Annotated in this window: 18 protein-coding genes; 5 read left to right on the top strand and 13 right to left on the bottom strand. The window is 52.2% G+C overall.

Features of this window, described 5'->3' with window-relative positions; all coding sequences use genetic code 11:
* The first annotated feature begins 39 nt into the window (after positions 1-39).
* The 3 genes from yiiR to uspD all read left to right on the top strand — a co-directional run bounded on the left by yiiR (position 40) and on the right by uspD (position 1,446).
* Positions 40-480, top strand: coding sequence for a DUF805 domain-containing protein (gene yiiR, locus EAS44_RS23860; RefSeq protein WP_000155257.1), 441 nt, complete (start codon positions 40-42; stop codon positions 478-480).
* Between the two features lie 211 nt (positions 481-691).
* Positions 692-991 carry a DUF406 domain-containing protein gene (gene yiiS, locus EAS44_RS23855; RefSeq protein ID WP_000655986.1) on the top strand — a complete coding sequence of 100 codons (300 nt, stop codon included), beginning with the start codon at positions 692-694 and terminating at the stop codon, positions 989-991.
* A gap of 26 nt (positions 992-1,017) precedes the next feature.
* A complete protein-coding gene (gene uspD / locus EAS44_RS23850) occupies positions 1,018-1,446 on the top strand; it encodes a universal stress protein UspD (RefSeq protein WP_000323555.1) in 429 nt (142 codons plus the stop codon).
* A gap of 4 nt (positions 1,447-1,450) precedes the next feature.
* On the opposite strand, the gene fpr is transcribed toward uspD, so the two are convergent.
* The 4 genes from fpr to glpF all read right to left on the bottom strand — a co-directional run bounded on the left by fpr (position 1,451) and on the right by glpF (position 5,851).
* A complete protein-coding gene (fpr, locus tag EAS44_RS23845) occupies positions 1,451-2,197 on the bottom strand; it encodes a ferredoxin--NADP(+) reductase (protein ID WP_000796344.1) in 747 nt (248 codons plus the stop codon).
* 96 nt (positions 2,198-2,293) lie between these two features.
* Positions 2,294-3,304: a class II fructose-bisphosphatase gene (glpX, locus tag EAS44_RS23840; RefSeq protein WP_001250644.1), complete on the bottom strand. Its 1,011-nt coding sequence runs from the start codon at positions 3,302-3,304 to the stop codon at positions 2,294-2,296.
* A 170-nt stretch (positions 3,305-3,474) separates the two neighbouring features.
* Complete coding sequence (gene glpK / locus EAS44_RS23835) at positions 3,475-4,983, bottom strand: glycerol kinase GlpK (protein WP_000136788.1); 1,509 nt, start codon at positions 4,981-4,983, stop codon at positions 3,475-3,477.
* Positions 4,984-5,005: 22 nt separating this feature from the next.
* Positions 5,006-5,851 carry a glycerol uptake facilitator protein GlpF gene (gene glpF / locus EAS44_RS23830; RefSeq protein WP_000084268.1) on the bottom strand — a complete coding sequence of 282 codons (846 nt, stop codon included), beginning with the start codon at positions 5,849-5,851 and terminating at the stop codon, positions 5,006-5,008.
* Between the two features lie 424 nt (positions 5,852-6,275).
* Between glpF and zapB the strand changes: the two genes are divergently transcribed.
* A complete protein-coding gene (gene zapB / locus EAS44_RS23825; RefSeq protein ID WP_001296623.1) occupies positions 6,276-6,521 on the top strand; it encodes a septal ring assembly protein ZapB in 246 nt (81 codons plus the stop codon).
* Between the two features lie 84 nt (positions 6,522-6,605).
* Here zapB and rraA read toward each other — a convergent pair whose 3' ends face one another.
* From rraA to priA, 7 genes are all read right to left on the bottom strand, one after another.
* Positions 6,606-7,091 (bottom strand): ribonuclease E activity regulator RraA, encoded by a 486-nt coding sequence (gene rraA, locus EAS44_RS23820; RefSeq protein WP_000872908.1) that lies wholly within the window; start codon positions 7,089-7,091, stop codon positions 6,606-6,608.
* Between the two features lie 92 nt (positions 7,092-7,183).
* On the bottom strand, positions 7,184-8,110 hold the full coding sequence (menA, locus tag EAS44_RS23815) for a 1,4-dihydroxy-2-naphthoate polyprenyltransferase (protein WP_001305044.1): 927 nt from the start codon (positions 8,108-8,110) through the stop codon (positions 7,184-7,186).
* A 66-nt stretch (positions 8,111-8,176) separates the two neighbouring features.
* Positions 8,177-9,508 (bottom strand): HslU--HslV peptidase ATPase subunit, encoded by a 1,332-nt coding sequence (gene hslU, locus EAS44_RS23810; RefSeq protein WP_001293344.1) that lies wholly within the window; start codon positions 9,506-9,508, stop codon positions 8,177-8,179.
* A 9-nt stretch (positions 9,509-9,517) separates the two neighbouring features.
* The gene (gene hslV, locus EAS44_RS23805; RefSeq protein WP_000208235.1) at positions 9,518-10,048 is read right to left on the bottom strand and encodes an ATP-dependent protease subunit HslV; all 531 of its coding nucleotides are present in this window, start codon (positions 10,046-10,048) and stop codon (positions 9,518-9,520) included.
* Positions 10,049-10,140: 92 nt separating this feature from the next.
* Positions 10,141-11,100 (bottom strand): cell division protein FtsN, encoded by a 960-nt coding sequence (gene ftsN, locus EAS44_RS23800; RefSeq protein WP_000068834.1) that lies wholly within the window; start codon positions 11,098-11,100, stop codon positions 10,141-10,143.
* A 91-nt stretch (positions 11,101-11,191) separates the two neighbouring features.
* Complete coding sequence (gene cytR, locus EAS44_RS23795) at positions 11,192-12,217, bottom strand: DNA-binding transcriptional regulator CytR (protein ID WP_000644904.1); 1,026 nt, start codon at positions 12,215-12,217, stop codon at positions 11,192-11,194.
* Between the two features lie 155 nt (positions 12,218-12,372).
* Positions 12,373-14,571 (bottom strand): primosomal protein N', encoded by a 2,199-nt coding sequence (gene priA, locus EAS44_RS23790; RefSeq protein WP_001350873.1) that lies wholly within the window; start codon positions 14,569-14,571, stop codon positions 12,373-12,375.
* Between the two features lie 202 nt (positions 14,572-14,773).
* Here priA and rpmE point away from each other — a divergent pair, with 202 nt between their 5' ends.
* Complete coding sequence (gene rpmE / locus EAS44_RS23785) at positions 14,774-14,986, top strand: 50S ribosomal protein L31 (RefSeq protein WP_000710769.1); 213 nt, start codon at positions 14,774-14,776, stop codon at positions 14,984-14,986.
* A gap of 60 nt (positions 14,987-15,046) precedes the next feature.
* Here the strand turns inward: rpmE and yiiX are convergent, their stop codons facing one another.
* Together yiiX and metJ are read right to left on the bottom strand one after the other, a co-directional pair.
* Entirely contained in the window at positions 15,047-15,655 is a 609-nt protein-coding gene (gene yiiX, locus EAS44_RS23780) for a YiiX family permuted papain-like enzyme (protein WP_000702319.1), read from the bottom strand.
* Between the two features lie 59 nt (positions 15,656-15,714).
* Positions 15,715-16,032, bottom strand: coding sequence for a met regulon transcriptional regulator MetJ (gene metJ, locus EAS44_RS23775; RefSeq protein ID WP_000852812.1), 318 nt, complete (start codon positions 16,030-16,032; stop codon positions 15,715-15,717).
* Positions 16,033-16,168 lie beyond the last annotated feature (136 nt).

The raw sequence follows: 16,168 nt of genomic DNA, 5'->3' as shown, positions 1-16,168 counted from the left end.
GGGTAGAATCCTGGAAAAGACAACCATCAAGGAACTTACATGACCATACAGCAATGGTTATTCTCATTTAAAGGGCGTATTGGACGCCGTGATTTCTGGATTTGGATAGGCCTGTGGTTCGCAGGCATGCTGGTGCTTTTCTCACTGGCGGGTAAAAATTTACTCGATATTCAGACCGCGGCGTTTTGCCTTGTGTGCTTGCTTTGGCCAACAGCGGCAGTAACCGTTAAGCGCTTGCATGATCGCGGGCGTTCCGGCGCATGGGCATTTCTGATGATTGTGGCGTGGATGCTGCTGGCGGGTAACTGGGCAATTTTACCGGGTGTCTGGCAATGGGCGGTGGGGCGTTTTGTCCCGACATTGATTCTGGTGATGATGCTTATCGATCTTGGTGCGTTTGTTGGCACACAAGGCGAAAATAAATATGGTAAAGATACCCAGGATGTGAAGTATAAAGCCGACAATAAATCAAGTAATTAACCTTTAATATATCTCTTATCGCTATTTTTTTCCGGGATTGTTATTTCCACGATGCAAGTGACAATGCCCGGAAAATCCTTCTGAACTCTTCACCTTAAGCAATATCAAAAAAAATGGTAATCCATAAGATCATTACTTGTTTGTTCTTCCTTTAACGGCGCATTATTCTTAAGTCGTAATCGACAGAGAGGCGAATATACAGAGGTGCCCTATGAAAGATGTCGTAGATAAATGCAGTACTAAAGGATGTGCGATTGATATCGGTACGGTGATTGATAACGACAACTGTACCAGTAAGTTTTCGCGCTTTTTTGCCACCCGCGAAGAAGCAGAGTCCTTTATGACCAAACTGAAAGAGCTTGCCGCCGCTGCATCCTCTGCAGATGAAGGGGCCAGCGTGGCCTATAAGATTAAGGATCTGGAAGGGCAAGTTGAGCTTGATGCGGCCTTCACCTTCTCATGCCAGGCCGAGATGATTATTTTTGAGTTATCACTGCGTTCGTTAGCTTGATGGAGTTGCTTTAGAAGGAGTTAAACATGGCTTATAAACACATTGGCGTGGCAATTTCCGGGAATGAAGAAGATGCCTTACTGGTGAATAAAGCCCTGGAGCTCGCCAGACATAATGACGCTCACCTGACGTTAATTCATATTGATGATGGCTTAAGCGAGTTGTATCCGGGTATCTACTTCCCTGCAACAGAAGATATTCTTCAATTGTTGAAGAATAAGTCGGATAACAAGCTGTATAAACTGACGAAAAATATTCAATGGCCGAAGACAAAACTGCGTATTGAACGCGGAGAAATGCCGGAAACACTGCTGGAAATTATGCAAAAAGAGCAGTGCGACCTCCTTGTCTGTGGTCATCACCACTCATTTATCAACCGTTTGATGCCGGCATATCGCGGGATGATCAATAAGTTGAGTGCGGATCTCTTGATCGTGCCGTTTATCGACAAGTAACCGCTTACCAGTAATGCTCCGCTGTCATATGGCCCGGTCGGCGACGTAAATGTTTCGTCATCTGCCGGGTCTCCTTCAGCAACTGTTGTGTATCGCGCACCATCTGTGGATTGCCGCACAGCATCACATGGCTGGTTTCTTTATTTATCGGCAGGCCAACCGCGCTTTCCAGTTCACCACTTTCAATTAACGCCGGTAATCGCCCAGTGAGCGAACCCGCAGCCGTTTCCCGACTGACCACCGTCTGAATGCGCAGTTTCCCCTCGTAGCGTTTTTCCAGTTCCTGCATCAGAGGTAGATAGCTTAAGTCGGCGGCATATCGTGCGGCGTGAACCAGCACCATGTTTTTGAAGCGTTCTAAATCTTTGCCCAATTGCAGAATCGATAAATAAGGGCCAATCGCTGTACCGGTTGCCAGCATCCATAGCGTTTCGCAATCTGGTACTTCATCCAGCACAAAGAAGCCAGCGGCTTCGCTAACCACCTGCACTTCATCGCCCGGTTTCAGTGCCGCCAGTCGTGGACTTAATTTGCCATCGGGGACGGTGACCAGGTAAAACTCCAGATCCGGATTATCGGGCGAGTTAACATAGGAGTAGGCGCGCTGAACGCGTTCGCCTTCAATTTCAAGGCCAAGTTTGGTGAATTGCCCGGCGGTAAACGGAAGCACGGGAGCGTGAACGGTGAGACTAAACAGGGCGTCGGTCCAGTTCTGCACTTTAGTGACTTTGCCTGTTACCCAATCAGCCATGTTTTTCTCCTGTTTTGATTGACTTGCCTTATCTTCGTTCTCCGAACAAAAAAATTCCAGTCCCGAAGGACTGGAAGGCTCAATCGATCAAATCAATCAGAGGATGTGCACCTGCATTTCCGGGTCTTTACGATCCAGATAGTGGATGGACTGAATGCGACGAATGGTGCGTGATTTACCACGGATCAGCAGCGTTTCGGTGGTGGCGATATTGCCTTTGCGGCTAATACCTTCCAGCAGATCACCTTTGGTGATGCCGGTGGCAGAAAAGATGACGTTGTCGCTGCGCGCCATATCGCCCAAACGCAATACTTTACCGGCTTCGATGCCCATCGCTTTGCAGCGTGCCAGCTCCTGCTCGCCAATGCGACGATTCTCTTCGTTGTCGCCTTTGACGTCATGACGCGCCAGCAGACGACCGTTCATGTCACCATCTAATGCGCGGATCACCGCCGCAGAAACCACGCCTTCCGGCGCGCCACCAATACCGTACAGCACGTCAACTTCGCTGTCTGGCATACAGGTGAGAATTGAGGCTGCAACGTCGCCGTCCGGAATAGCAAATACGCGCACGCCGAGTTGCTGCATTTCTGCGATAACGGCATCGTGGCGCGGTTTTGCCAGAATCGTTACCGTCAGTTCGCTCAACGGTTTGCCGAGCGCCGCCGCAACATTGCGCAGGTTATCCGCCAGCGGCAGGTTCAGATCAATGGTGCCTTTGGCTCCCGGTCCGACGATCAGCTTCTCCATATACATATCTGGCGCGTTGAGGAAGCAGCCTTTATCGCCTACTGCCAGCACCGCCAGCGCGTTAGCCTGGCCCATCGCTGTCATGCGCGTGCCTTCAATCGGATCAACAGCAATATCTACCGCGTCGCCGCGACCAGTACCGACTTTTTCACCAATGTAGAGCATCGGTGCTTCGTCGATTTCACCTTCACCAATAACGATGGTGCCGTCAATGTTGACCTGGTTGAGCATAATACGCATGGCGTTTACCGCCGCGCCGTCCGCGGTGTTTTTATCGCCGCGTCCTAACCATTTGTAGCCAGCCAGCGCTGCTGATTCGGTGACGCGGGAAAATTCGATGGCAAGTTCTCGTCTCATAGCAAACTCTAAGCAGTAAGGAATGGCGCGAAGTGTAGCACAGGGGAAGGGCGGGATTATTGATGTGTGCGGGGTTGCCCCCGCACGGTTTCAGAGTCTGCGTGATGCCGGATGTGTATCCGACTCGTAGGCCTGATAAGACGCGCAAGCGTCGCATCAGGCAATCATTATTACTCGTCGTGTTCTTCCCATGCCATCGCGCGTTTGACCGCTTTTTTCCAGCCTGCGTAACGGTAATTACGCTCAGTGGTTTCGATGCCTGGACGGAACTCGCGTTCAATCACCGCTTTCTCTTGCAGCTCGTCAAGATTCTGCCAGAAGCCAACCGCCAGACCAGCAAGATAGGCCGCACCCAAAGCGGTGACTTCGCGCACTTCCGGGCGCTCAACGCGCGTACCGAGAATATCGGACTGGAACTGCATCAGGAAATTGTTCGCCACCGCACCGCCGTCCACGCGCAGCGCGTGCAGACGAATACCGGAGTCGGCCTGCATTGCTTCCAGCACGTCACGCGTCTGATAAGCAATAGACTCCAGCGTCGCGCGTATAATGTGGTTAGCGTTCACCCCACGAGTCAGACCGAAAATCGCCCCGCGTGCATACGGATCCCAGTATGGCGCACCCAGCCCGGTAAAGGCCGGAACCACATACACACCATTGGTGTTTTGCACTTTGGTGGCGAAATATTCGGAATCGTAGGCGTCGTTAATCAACTTCATCTCATCGCGCAGCCACTGAATGGACGCGCCCGCCATAAACACTGCACCTTCCAGCGCATAGTTCACTTCGCCAGTCGGGCCGCAGGCGATGGTGGTCAGCAGGCCGTTTTCTGATTTCACCGCTTTCTCGCCGGTGTTCATCAGCATAAAGCAGCCAGTGCCGTAGGTATTCTTCGCCATCCCTTCTTTCACGCACAACTGACCAAACAGCGCGGCCTGCTGGTCACCGGCGATCCCGGAGATTGGAATACGCGTGCCGCCTTTGCCGCCAATGTTAGTCTGACCGTATACTTCGGAAGAACGACGCACTTCTGGCAGCATCTCACGCGGAATATCCAGCACCTCCAGCATTTTGTCGTCCCAGTCCAGGGTATGGATGTTGAACAACATGGTACGAGAGGCGTTGGTGTAATCGGTCACATGGACACGGCCCTGAGTCATTTTCCAGATAAGCCACGTATCAACCGTACCAAACAGCAATTCACCACGACGCGCACGCTCGCGAGAGCCTTCCACATGGTCGAGGATCCACTTCACTTTGGTGCCAGAGAAATACGGGTCAATCACCAGACCGGTATTGCTGCGGATATAATCTTCTAAACCGTCACGTTTTAAATGCTCGCAGATTTCTGCGGTACGACGGCACTGCCAGACAATGGCGTTATAGATAGGCTTGCCGGTTTCTTTTTCCCAGACAATAGTGGTTTCACGCTGGTTCGTAATACCGATAGCTGCAATCTGATCGGAACTGATATCGGCTTTCGCCAGCACTTCTACCAGCGTGGAGCTTTGGGTGGCCCAGATTTCCATTGGGTCGTGTTCTACCCAGCCTGGTTTTGGGTAGATTTGCTCAAATTCGCGCTGCGACACGCTAATGATATTGGCATCGTGATCCATTACGACCGCGCGGGAGCTGGTGGTGCCCTGGTCGAGCGCAACGATATATTTTTTTTCAGTCATGTTTAATTGTCCCGTAGTCATATTACAGCGAAGCTTTTTGTTCTGAAGGAGTTGTGGTCTCCTTTTCTTCCACAACACAGATATCGCAAGGCAAATGGCGACCAATCAGTTTGCGGTAGGCAAATGCACCTACAATCGCGCCAACGATAGGGCCAAAAAGCGGCACCAGGAAGTAAGGAATGTCTCTGCCGCCGGTAAAGGCGACATTGCCCCAGCCCGCCAGCCAGGCAAAGACTTTCGGACCGAAGTCACGCGCTGGGTTCATGGCAAAGCCCGTCAATGGGCCCATAGATGCGCCAATGACCGCAATCAGTAGACCAATCAGCAAGGGAGCCAAAGGGCCGCGTGGTACACCGTTGCCATCGTCCGTTAACGCCAGGATCAGCCCCATCAGAATAGCGGTAATCACCATCTCAACTGCGAAAGCCTGCACAAAATTGATATGAGGATTAGGGTAAGTAGAGAAAGTGCCAGCCAGATCAACACTTTCAACGCTGCCGCGAACAATGTGATGAGTCTGCTCGAAGTCGAAAAATAAATTGTAGTAAAGCCCGTATACTAAAGCCGCAGCACAGAAAGCGCCGGCAACTTGTGAAACGATAAAAGGAATAACTTTGCGCTTGTCGAAACAGGCAAACAGCCACAATGCAATGGTAACAGCGGGATTAAGATGCGCGCCGGAAACCCCTGCGGTCAGGTAGATGGCCATTGCCACCCCCAGTCCCCAAATGACACTGATTTCCCACTGACCAAAAGACGCACCTGCGACTTTTAGTGCTGCAACGCAACCCACACCGAAAAAAATCAACAACCCGGTACCGAGGAATTCAGCAATGCACTGGCCTTTCAAGGTTGATGTTTGACTCATAATCGGATCCTGAAGAGTTAATGTTTGTTGTATGCGTGAAAGTCACGGACCTCCACGATGCTTGTAGGCATGCTGTAAACTTATCGTTAACGAGCAAAAACGAGAAATATCGAACTTAAAATGTGTGTGCTTCGTCATAAAATGAGCGTTATCGCGCCATTTATTCCATCTGATTGTACATGATGCATGTTTGTTAGATCATTCGCGCAACAAATTTATTAACATTTTCGATTGGTGTGGATTATGTCACCAGGAGAAGGATGAAAAGTGTGGCAAACCGTAATCTGCAAGGCGTGCCGCTGGACAGCGATGGCGCGGCTTCATACAATCGGAGCTAACTAAAGTGCGCTCGTATTTATTAAGGCGTCACCGGTAATCGGGACGAGGATTTTTATCCATCAACGCCTTGCAATTCAGGAGAGGTATGACAATGTCATTAGAAGTGTTTGAGAAACTGGAAGCAAAAGTACAGCAGGCGATTGATACCATCACTCTGTTGCAGATGGAAATCGAAGAGCTGAAAGAAAAAAACAACTCACTGTCGCAGGAAGTTCAAAATGCCCAGCATCAGCGCGAAGAGCTGGAGCGTGAGAACAACCATCTGAAAGAACAGCAGAACGGCTGGCAGGAACGTCTACAGGCCCTGCTGGGTCGCATGGAAGAGGTCTGATTACACTTCATCTTTCGCGTAATTTCTTTACTGTGTAGGCCAACAGGTAACGCAGAAAAAAGGCACCTTGCGGTGCCTTTTTTATCATTCAATATCCAGCGGATCTTCTGAAAGAATAATCCCGGTATTGTCGGCATAAAGATGGTCGCCGGAGAAGAAGGTGACACCGCCAAAATTGACGCGGACATCGCTTTCGCCAATGCCTTCGCCAGCGGCACCAACCGGAATTGCCGCCATCGCCTGGATGCCGATATCCAACTCTTCCAGGTCATCTACCTGACGCACCGCGCCGTAAATGACCAGACCTTCCCATTCATTTTGTACTGCCAGACGCGCCAGTTCAGCATCGACCAGTGCGCGACGAACAGAACCTCCGCCATCGACGACAAGAACACGACCACGGCCATTCTGTTCGAGCAGATCGTACAGCAACCCGTTGTCCTCGAAACATTTTACCGTGATTATTTGTCCGCCAAACGACGCCCGTCCGCCAAAGTTGGAGAACAGCGGTTCCACGACGTTAACATCTTCTTGATAGATGTCACAAAGCTCGGAAGTATCGTATTTCATAGGCTTAACATTCAGTTGCTGCGAGAATTTTCAGTATATCGCGCTATGTGGGCTGTTGGCAAAATCATCAATTGTTAATTGATATTTGTCAGTTATGCTGCCCACTGGCTTAGGAATATCCCTAAAACAAACAGCAGGTTAGTCAGTAACGCTCCTTTGACAGTGCGTTCCAGCATTGGTCGCATCGCCACCGGGTCCATTTCGCGCATCACATAACGAGCTTGCTTCACCAGCAACGGTGCCGCCAGCAGGAACAGCCAGCCCCACAGGCTATGCAGCGAAAAGAGATTAAACAGCGCCAGACACACCAGTGAGCCCATCAGCAGGCAGGCATGATAACGACGCGCGTTTACTGCGCCTAAGCGCACCACCAGCGTGTTTTTGCCGTTTTCGCGGTCGCTATTGATATCACGCAGGTTATTAATGTTCAGTACTGCCGTTGCCAGCAGGCCGCATGCGGTTGCCGGAAGGATCAGTGCCGGAATCAATGTATGAGCCTGTAAATACCAGCTCCCCATGACGCTCAACCAGCCAAAGAAAACCAGTACGGAAATATCACCCAAACCGATATAACCATAAGGACGATTGCCCACGGTGTAGGTGATAGCGGCAATGATCGACAACCCGCCAAGAATCAGGAAACCGACAAAATCGGCCAGCGTATGGCACGCCACTGCAACCAGTGCCAGCCCGGAAAGACAGATGAGCACAACGGTAATAATGAGCGCCCGTTTCATCTCTTGCTGGGTAATGACCCCTTTTTGCATGCCGCGTAGCGGCCCAATGCGGTCAGGTTTATCGCTGCCTTTTACCGCATCGCCGTAATCATTGGCGAGGTTAGAAAGGATCTGTAATAGCCCGGCGGTAATCAATGCCAGCAGGGCGACCAGTGGATCGAAGTGACCTTGCCACCATGCCAGCGCCGTCCCGACGATAATTGCAGCAAAGGCGAGGGGGAGGGTTTTAGGTCGTAAACTTTCCAGCCACGCCTGAGTTCGGCTAATTTGTTGTTCAGTCATAATACGCGCCAATAAAAATGGGGCCTTTCAGCCCCATCAAACAATGATGAAAATGATTGAACGCGATTATAGGATAAAACGGCTCAGATCTTCATCTGCCACCAACGCATCCAGATGTTTGCTCACATAATCTGCGTCAATAGTGATAGTTTGACCGCTTAAATCGCTGGCGTCGTAGGAAATCTCTTCCATTAAACGCTCCAGAACGGTATGTAAACGACGAGCACCGATGTTTTCGGTAGATTCGTTCACCTGCCATGCCGCTTCCGCGATGCGCTTAATACCGGAGTCGGTAAACTCGATATTTACGCCTTCAGTTGCCATCAGTGCTTTGTACTGCACAGTGATAGAGGCATTCGGCTCGGTCAGAATACGCTCGAAGTCGCTGGTGGTCAGTGCCTGCAGCTCAACGCGGATTGGCAGACGACCTTGCAGTTCCGGGATCAGGTCAGACGGTTTCGCAATCTGGAACGCGCCAGAAGCGATAAACAGAATGTGGTCAGTTTTGACCATCCCATGTTTGGTGGAAACAGTGCAACCTTCTACCAGCGGCAGCAGGTCACGCTGAACGCCTTCACGAGAAACATCCGGACCGGAAGACTCGCCGCGCTTACAGATTTTGTCGATTTCGTCGATAAACACGATCCCGTGCTGCTCAACAGCGTCGATAGCATCTTGCTTCAGCTCTTCCGGGTTCACCAGTTTCGCCGCTTCTTCTTCAATCAGCAGCTTCATGGCGTCTTTGATTTTCAGCTTACGCGCTTTTTGTTTCTGACCGCCCAGGTTCTGGAACATGGACTGCAGCTGGCTGGTCATCTCTTCCATGCCCGGAGGAGCCATAATTTCAACGCCCATCGGTGCTGCGGCAAGATCGATCTCGATTTCTTTGTCATCAAGCTGGCCTTCACGCAGTTTTTTGCGGAATGCCTGACGAGCAGCGGACGGTTCCTGCTGCTGTTCGGTCTGTCCCCAGTTGTTTTTAGCCGGTGGGATCAGTACGTCGAGAATACGTTCTTCTGCCAGTTCTTCAGCGCGATAACGGTTTTTCTCGATAGCCTGGACGCGTACCATTTTCACGGCGGCATCGGTCAGATCGCGAATAATAGAATCCACTTCCTTACCGACATAGCCCACTTCGGTGAATTTGGTCGCTTCAACTTTGATGAACGGCGCATTCGCCAGCTTAGCCAGACGACGGGCGATTTCAGTTTTACCGACACCGGTCGGGCCGATCATCAGGATATTTTTCGGGGTCACTTCATGGCGCAGCTCTTCGTTGAGCTGCATGCGACGCCAGCGGTTACGCAGAGCAATCGCCACGGAACGCTTGGCGTTGTCCTGGCCGATGATGTGCTTATCCAGTTCGCTGACGATTTCGCGTGGGGTCATTTCAGACATGGGAGATCCTTACGCTTTGTAGCTTAATTCTTCGATGGTGTGGAAATGGTTGGTATAGATGCAAATGTCGCCTGCAATATCCAACGCCTTTTCAGCAATTTCACGGGCGCTAAGTTCAGTGTTTTCTAACAGCGCGCGCGCCGCAGCCTGGGCGTAAGGGCCGCCGGAGCCGATAGCAATAAGATCGTTTTCTGGCTGCACCACGTCACCGTTACCGGTGATGATAAGCGATGCAGTTTCATCCGCGACTGCCAGCAATGCTTCAAGTTTGCGCAGCATGCGATCGGTACGCCAGTCTTTCGCCAGCTCAACGGCGGCTTTGATCAGATGGCCCTGATGCATTTCCAGTTTACGTTCAAACAGTTCGAACAGCGTAAAAGCATCCGCAGTACCGCCCGCAAAGCCCGCGATGACTTTGTCGTTGTACAGACGGCGGACCTTTTTCACGTTGCCTTTCATTACGGTATTGCCCAACGTGGCCTGACCATCACCAGCGATGACCACATGGCCGTTACGGCGTACGCTTACTATAGTTGTCACGAGCTGACCCCTTGGTTTCGAATACAGAGTACAAACCCCGTACAAAAGTACGGGGCATAATGTAATTATAGATGGGGGGGATTTTGAGGGTTTCAACCCCCGGCGGCGAGCCGAATGCAGTTTGTATGACCCGCCATCTTCAAGCGATTGAGGGTGCTGTCTGCGTTCTCTTTGCCTTTCACCGGGCCAATCACCACACGATTCCAGCCATTGTTGGTGGTAATTTTTGAGTCAAAGCCTTCGAACGCCAGCTGAGCACGTACCGTCTCTGCCTGTTCCGCGCCTCTGAACGAACCGCACTGCACCATCCAGCGGCGTTCGTCTTTTTTCTCCGCCGTTGGTTTTGGCGCGTCAGCGGCACGAGCAACCGGCGCAGCTTGCTGCGGCTTCGACTGCGCGGTCGTGTGCGCAGGGGTTTGCAGCAGATCCTGGTAAGGCTGCTGAGTAGAAGCCGGTTTAGACTGGCGCGGTTGCGCCTGTACCGGTGCGGCTTGCGACGTACGCGTCTGCTGCTGCCAGCTTTGTTCAGTCGTACGCGACTGCTGAGCCAGGCGTTGCTGCTCCGCTAATTGCTGCGCCTGACGCTGGCGCTGTAGCGTTTGCTGACGCTGTTCCGGCGTCTGCTCATTCCACGGAACTTCAACCAGCTGCGTTGGCTGCTGGCGCATATCAGCCTGCATTTGTTCAAGAAGCTGACGTTGTTCTGGTGTCAGTTGCTCCGGCGTTTTCACTTCACCACCAGCAGAAGGTTCTGTGGGCGCACGCACACCCGGCTGGCGACTTTCCAGCTCTTTGATGTAGCGCCAGCGTTCTTCTGGTTTTGGTGGTAGTCCGTTTCCGGTCACTTTCTGGCTTTGCAGCGTCTCGGACTCTTCTTTCTTGTGATGCGTAATGAAGTACAGACCACCGATAAAGGTCACAAGAACGGCGGCAGCAATAGCGACCATAGCGGGAGAAACCGCAGGCAGATTTCGTTGCTTTTTCCGTGAGGTGCTCTTTTTTCGCCGCGAAGGTGCCGGTTGGCTGCGGCGTACATAATCTCGTTGTGCCACTATCGTTTCGCTGTATTTATTCGTTCGTCAGCCCGCCATGTTACTTAAGCGGCGGGCCTTTGACCAGTCACGGCAGTCTTAAAGGTTTACTTTAAGGTAACGCGCGTGTTGATCCCCGGATGATAAGTTCGCAGTCCATTAAACGAGAGCCACTGCCAACGTGTTGCCCCTGCATTTGATCAAGCAATAACAGCATAGCTTCCCGACCGATTTCGTAACGCGGCTGCGCGATGGTTGTCAGCGGCGGATCACAAAATTGCGTCAGGTCGATGTTATCAAAACCGATTATGGAAAGGTCTTCCGGGACTTTCAGCCCCTGGCGTTTTGCCTGAGAAAGTGCGCCGAGCGCCATCACATCGCTATGGCAGAAGACAGCAGTAGGCGGTTGTGGAAGATCAAGCAACTGCTGCATCGCTTTGCTTCCGGCTTCGAAGGTGAAGTCGCCACGGGCGATGTATTGCGGATCAACCATAATGCCGCAGCGACGCAGCGCCTGAACGTAGCCTTGCAGGCGGTAGTGACACAGCGGCATCTCTTCAGGACCGGCTATACAGCCAATCCGTTTATGCCCTTGCTCATATAGATAATTTACTGCATCAAATGCGGCGGTCAGATTGTCTATATGAACTGTAGGTAGCTCCAGTTCCGGTGCAAATTCGTTCGCCATCACCATCGGCGGCAGATTACGCTGTTCCTCAATGCTGGCATCAAACGGCAGCCTTGAACCCAGCAGCAACATGCCATCAATTTGCTTGGTGATGATCAAATCGATAAAGGTTTTTTCCTGCTGATTTTGATGCGCACAGTCGCCAATCAGCACCAGATATCCGTGATTTGCCGCCGTAACTTCGATACCGCGAATAATTTCGCTAAAGAAAGGGTCGCAGATATCCGGGACAATCACCAGAATAGTGCGGGATTCATTACGCTTGACGTTGCGCCCCATAGGCTGTGGTAAATAACCCACTTCCCGGGCCGCTTTTTCAACCCGATTACGAGTGGCCTGGGAGACTTTATCGGGATTCATTAATGCTCGGGAGACGGTCGCTGTAGAGACTTTTGCCTTGAGGGCAACGTCTTTCATGGTCGCGGCAGTTTCCTGCTTCTTCGCTTTCACACTCACTCCTCGCCTGGCACGTCAGGCGTACTACATCCATGTTTACTTCACATCGGCAACATTTTTAGCAGATAGCGCGTGAAAACGGTTACAGAATTTTCATGAAAAGTGTGATGAATATTGAATTTTTCGATCCGCCTCGCATCGTGAGCGGTTTAACCCTCAATCGGATCGACATCCAGCACCCATTTCACCTTGCGGGAATCCGGTATTGTATTAATAAGCGCCAGCGTACCATTGATGATGTGCTGTAAGCGCACGCGGGAAGGGTGCTGCAACAATATCTGCCAGCGCCAGCGACCGCCACGTTTAGGGGCCAGCGCCGGAACCGGACCGAGAACCCACAGTTTCTCGTCTGCCAGTGGGCTGGCGAGAATGAGATTACGCAGTTGTTGCAGGAACAATGGCGCGTGCTGATTGTTATGATCTTCCGCACGCACAATCACATGGCTGGTCCACGGCGGCAGCTGCATCATGCGTCGTTCAGCCAGTGCCTGTTCGGCAAAGGCGTCGTAGCCTTTATAGAGCAACGTTTGCAACAGCGGATGTTCAGGATGGTGCGTTTGCAGAACTACTTCGCCCTGTTTACCGGCACGTCCGGCACGGCCTGCCACTTGGGTGTAAAGCTGGGCAAAACGCTCCGCCGAGCGGAAATCGGCAGAAAACAGCGCGCCGTCCACGTCCAGTAATGCCACCAGCGTCACATCCGGAAAGTGGTGACCTTTCGCCAGCATTTGCGTGCCAATCAAAATCCTCGCGCCACCGCGATGTACTTCCGCCAGTTGTTGTTCCAGCGCCCCTTTGCGGCTGGTGGTATCGCGGTCGATACGAGAAATGGGGACACCAGGGAACAACGGCGCGAGCGTCTGTTCAAGCTGTTCGGTGCCCAGCCCCACGGGGACCAGGTGCGTGGAACCGCAAGAAGGGCACTGGCGCGGCACCGGACGCTGACTGTCGCAATGGTGGCAGCGCAAATGCTGTTGCGCCTGATGCAGCGTGTAGTAGTGATCGCAACGTGGGCATTCGGCTATCCAACCACAGTCGTGGCACAGTAGCGCAGGCGCAAAACCCCGGCGGTTAAGAAAGAGGATAACCTGGTTGTCGGCCTGTAAATGCTGGCGCATACGGGTGATTAACGCCGGAGCCAGACCTGCCTGCACCTTCTGACCTTTTAAATCCAGCACATGTTGAATTGCCGGGCGCGCATTGCCCGCCCGACGGGTCAGGCGCAGCAGGCGGTATTTTTTCTGCTGCACGTTGCATAACGTTTCCAGTGCGGGCGTTGCGGAGCCAAGAATAATTGGGATTTGCTCGCTATGCGCGCGATACACCGCCAGGTCGCGGGCATGATAGCGCCAGCCTTCCTGCTGCTTGTAGGAGCTGTCGTGCTCTTCATCAATAACAATCACGCCGAGATTTTTAAACGGCGTAAACAGCGCGGAGCGGGTGCCGATGACAATCGCCGCCTCGCCATTTTTCGCTTTCAACCACGCCGAAAGACGCTCGCTGTCGTTCAGGCCGGAATGCAGAACTTCCACCGGGGCATTAAAACGTTCACGAAAACGGGCGATAGTTTGCGGTGTCAGGCCGATTTCCGGCACCATCACCAGCGCCTGTTTGCCCTGAGCGAGCACGTTTTCCAGTACACTGAGATAAACCTCCGTTTTACCGGAACCGGTAACGCCCGCCAGCAGCCAGGCAGAAAAAGTATCTGCCGCGCTATGAATTGCGCCAACGGCGGTGGCCTGTTCGGTATTCAACCGCAACCGCTCACCAGAAACGGCATAGTTCGTTCGCCAGTCGCTAAACTCTGGTGTTTCACTTGCTAAATCACACAGACCTTTTTTGCGCAGTGCCTGCAACGCGGCATCATTAAATTCAAGTTCCGCGACCTGATCACGCCAGATTTTGCGTTGCCGTAACGCTGCCAGCGCCTGTTGTTGCTTTGGCGAACGTTTCAGGCTGTTCAGATCCACCGCCTGACCTTGTTCAGTGGCAAACCAGTACCACATCGGCGCGTTCGCCGCAGGCCGCCCCTGGCGCAGTAAAATCGGCAAGGCATGAAACAGCACATCGCCAATCGGATGATGATAGTAATCTGCCGCCCAGAGCAGTAATCGCCAGACAGAGTGAGTAAATACCGGCTCAACGTCCAGCACTTCAACTACCGCTTTCAGCTCGTTAAGCGGCAGCTCACTGACATCGCTCACTGACACCACAACCCCGATACGCTCCTGTTGTTTGCCAAACGGCACGCGCACGCGACTCCCGGCTTTAACCGTCATGCCTTCTGGCAGCAGATAGTCAAAGGTACGAGGAAGCGGAACGGGCAAGGCAACGTGGGCAACGGGCATAGCATCATCCTGACTTGAAATTCGGTGGGTTAGTATACACATTGCCGTAGAAGAGTGCGGATCAGTTTGCATATGCTGGTTAATTTCTGTATGATTTCGCGCCTTCGTACGAAATGATCGTATTGAAGCTATACTTTTAACATCGCGTGGTGTCTGGCGTTAGGGCTGGAAGAGCGACGCGGCCTTAAACCGAGGTTTTCCCATGAAAAAAGATATTCACCCGAAATACGAAGAAATTACTGCTAGCTGCTCTTGCGGTAACGTAATGAAAATCCGCTCCACCGTTGGTCATGACCTGAACCTCGACGTGTGCAGCAAGTGCCACCCGTTCTTCACTGGCAAACAGCGTGATGTTGCTACCGGTGGCCGTGTTGACCGCTTCAACAAGCGTTTCAACATCCCGGGCAGCAAATAAGACCGGATTTCCGAAAAAAGCGCCGTACGGCGCTTTTTTTGTGCCTGAATTTTGGTCGTATTACCAGGAAAACAGCGGCCATTCTTTGGCGACCGTGGTGAGTTGTGGCGCGTCGAAAACGGCTTGGGGTGAAACTACCGTTTCCTCAAGCGGAATATTTTTGCCGTAGCGTTCTTTGAGCTTCGCCTGGACCAGCGGGTTGCTGAGATCGAACTCTTTCAACTTCTGCTGTTCGCCTACGCGCATTCCCAGCGCATTCTGATAAACCTTCCACACCACTTCCGAACAGTACTGGCGATCGTCGCTCCACGAGAAGCTGAAATCGTACGGTTTGCCGAGATAACGTTTTGCCGTTTGCGCCAGTTTTTGCTGTTGTTCAACACTCAGTCCGCCTTCAACGCGGCGAACAACGTATTTGCCCTTTTCACCATGGGCAATCCACTGCTTGAGCGGGGTGTATTTCACCGGGCCGACCGCTTCAAAAACGTAGGGCTTTTTGTTGCGTATCACCAGCATACCGGTGTGGCTGTAATCGGAATGGGTCGCCAGTTGGATCGCTTTACTTTGCGATGAGCGAGAGACCTGAAAGATGATGTCGCCGGTTTGTGGTTGCCAGGCAAATGCAGGCACAGAAACCAGCAGGCCGGGGATCAGTAGCCTGATTTTCATCGTTAAACGTCCATGTATGAAAAAAGCGGCTGGTTAACTCCGCGCCGCTCTTTTCCGCTTTAGTATTCCCACGTCTCCGGGTTAATCCCCATCTCACGCATGATCTCTTTTGCCGCTTCCGGGATTTCGTCGCTGCGCTCTTTACGCAGATCGGCATCATCCGGCAGAGGTTGCCCGGTAAAGGCATGCAGAAACGCTTCGCACAGCAGCTCGCTGTTGGTCGCGTGACGCAGGTTGTTCACCTGACGACGCGTGCGTTCATCGGTGAGGATTTTTAACACCTTAAGAGGAATGGAAACCGTAATTTTTTTGACTTGTTCACTCTTCTTGCCGTGCTCAGCGTATGGGCTGATATATTCGCCGCTCCATTCAGCCATGAGATACTTAATCCTCTTCGTCAATAAATTGAGACCAGACCACACAGTGAATGTGGGTACTGACCGTAAACCCGCATAGTTTACCGTACAGGCGTTACCGTGACATCGTGTAATGCACCTGTCGGCGTGATAATGC

The organism is Escherichia coli DSM 30083 = JCM 1649 = ATCC 11775, from assembly GCF_003697165.2.
In the GTDB taxonomy this organism is placed as follows: domain Bacteria; phylum Pseudomonadota; class Gammaproteobacteria; order Enterobacterales; family Enterobacteriaceae; genus Escherichia; species Escherichia coli.
Note: the sequence above shows the minus strand (reverse complement) of the source record. Positions and strands in the feature narration are given on the sequence as shown.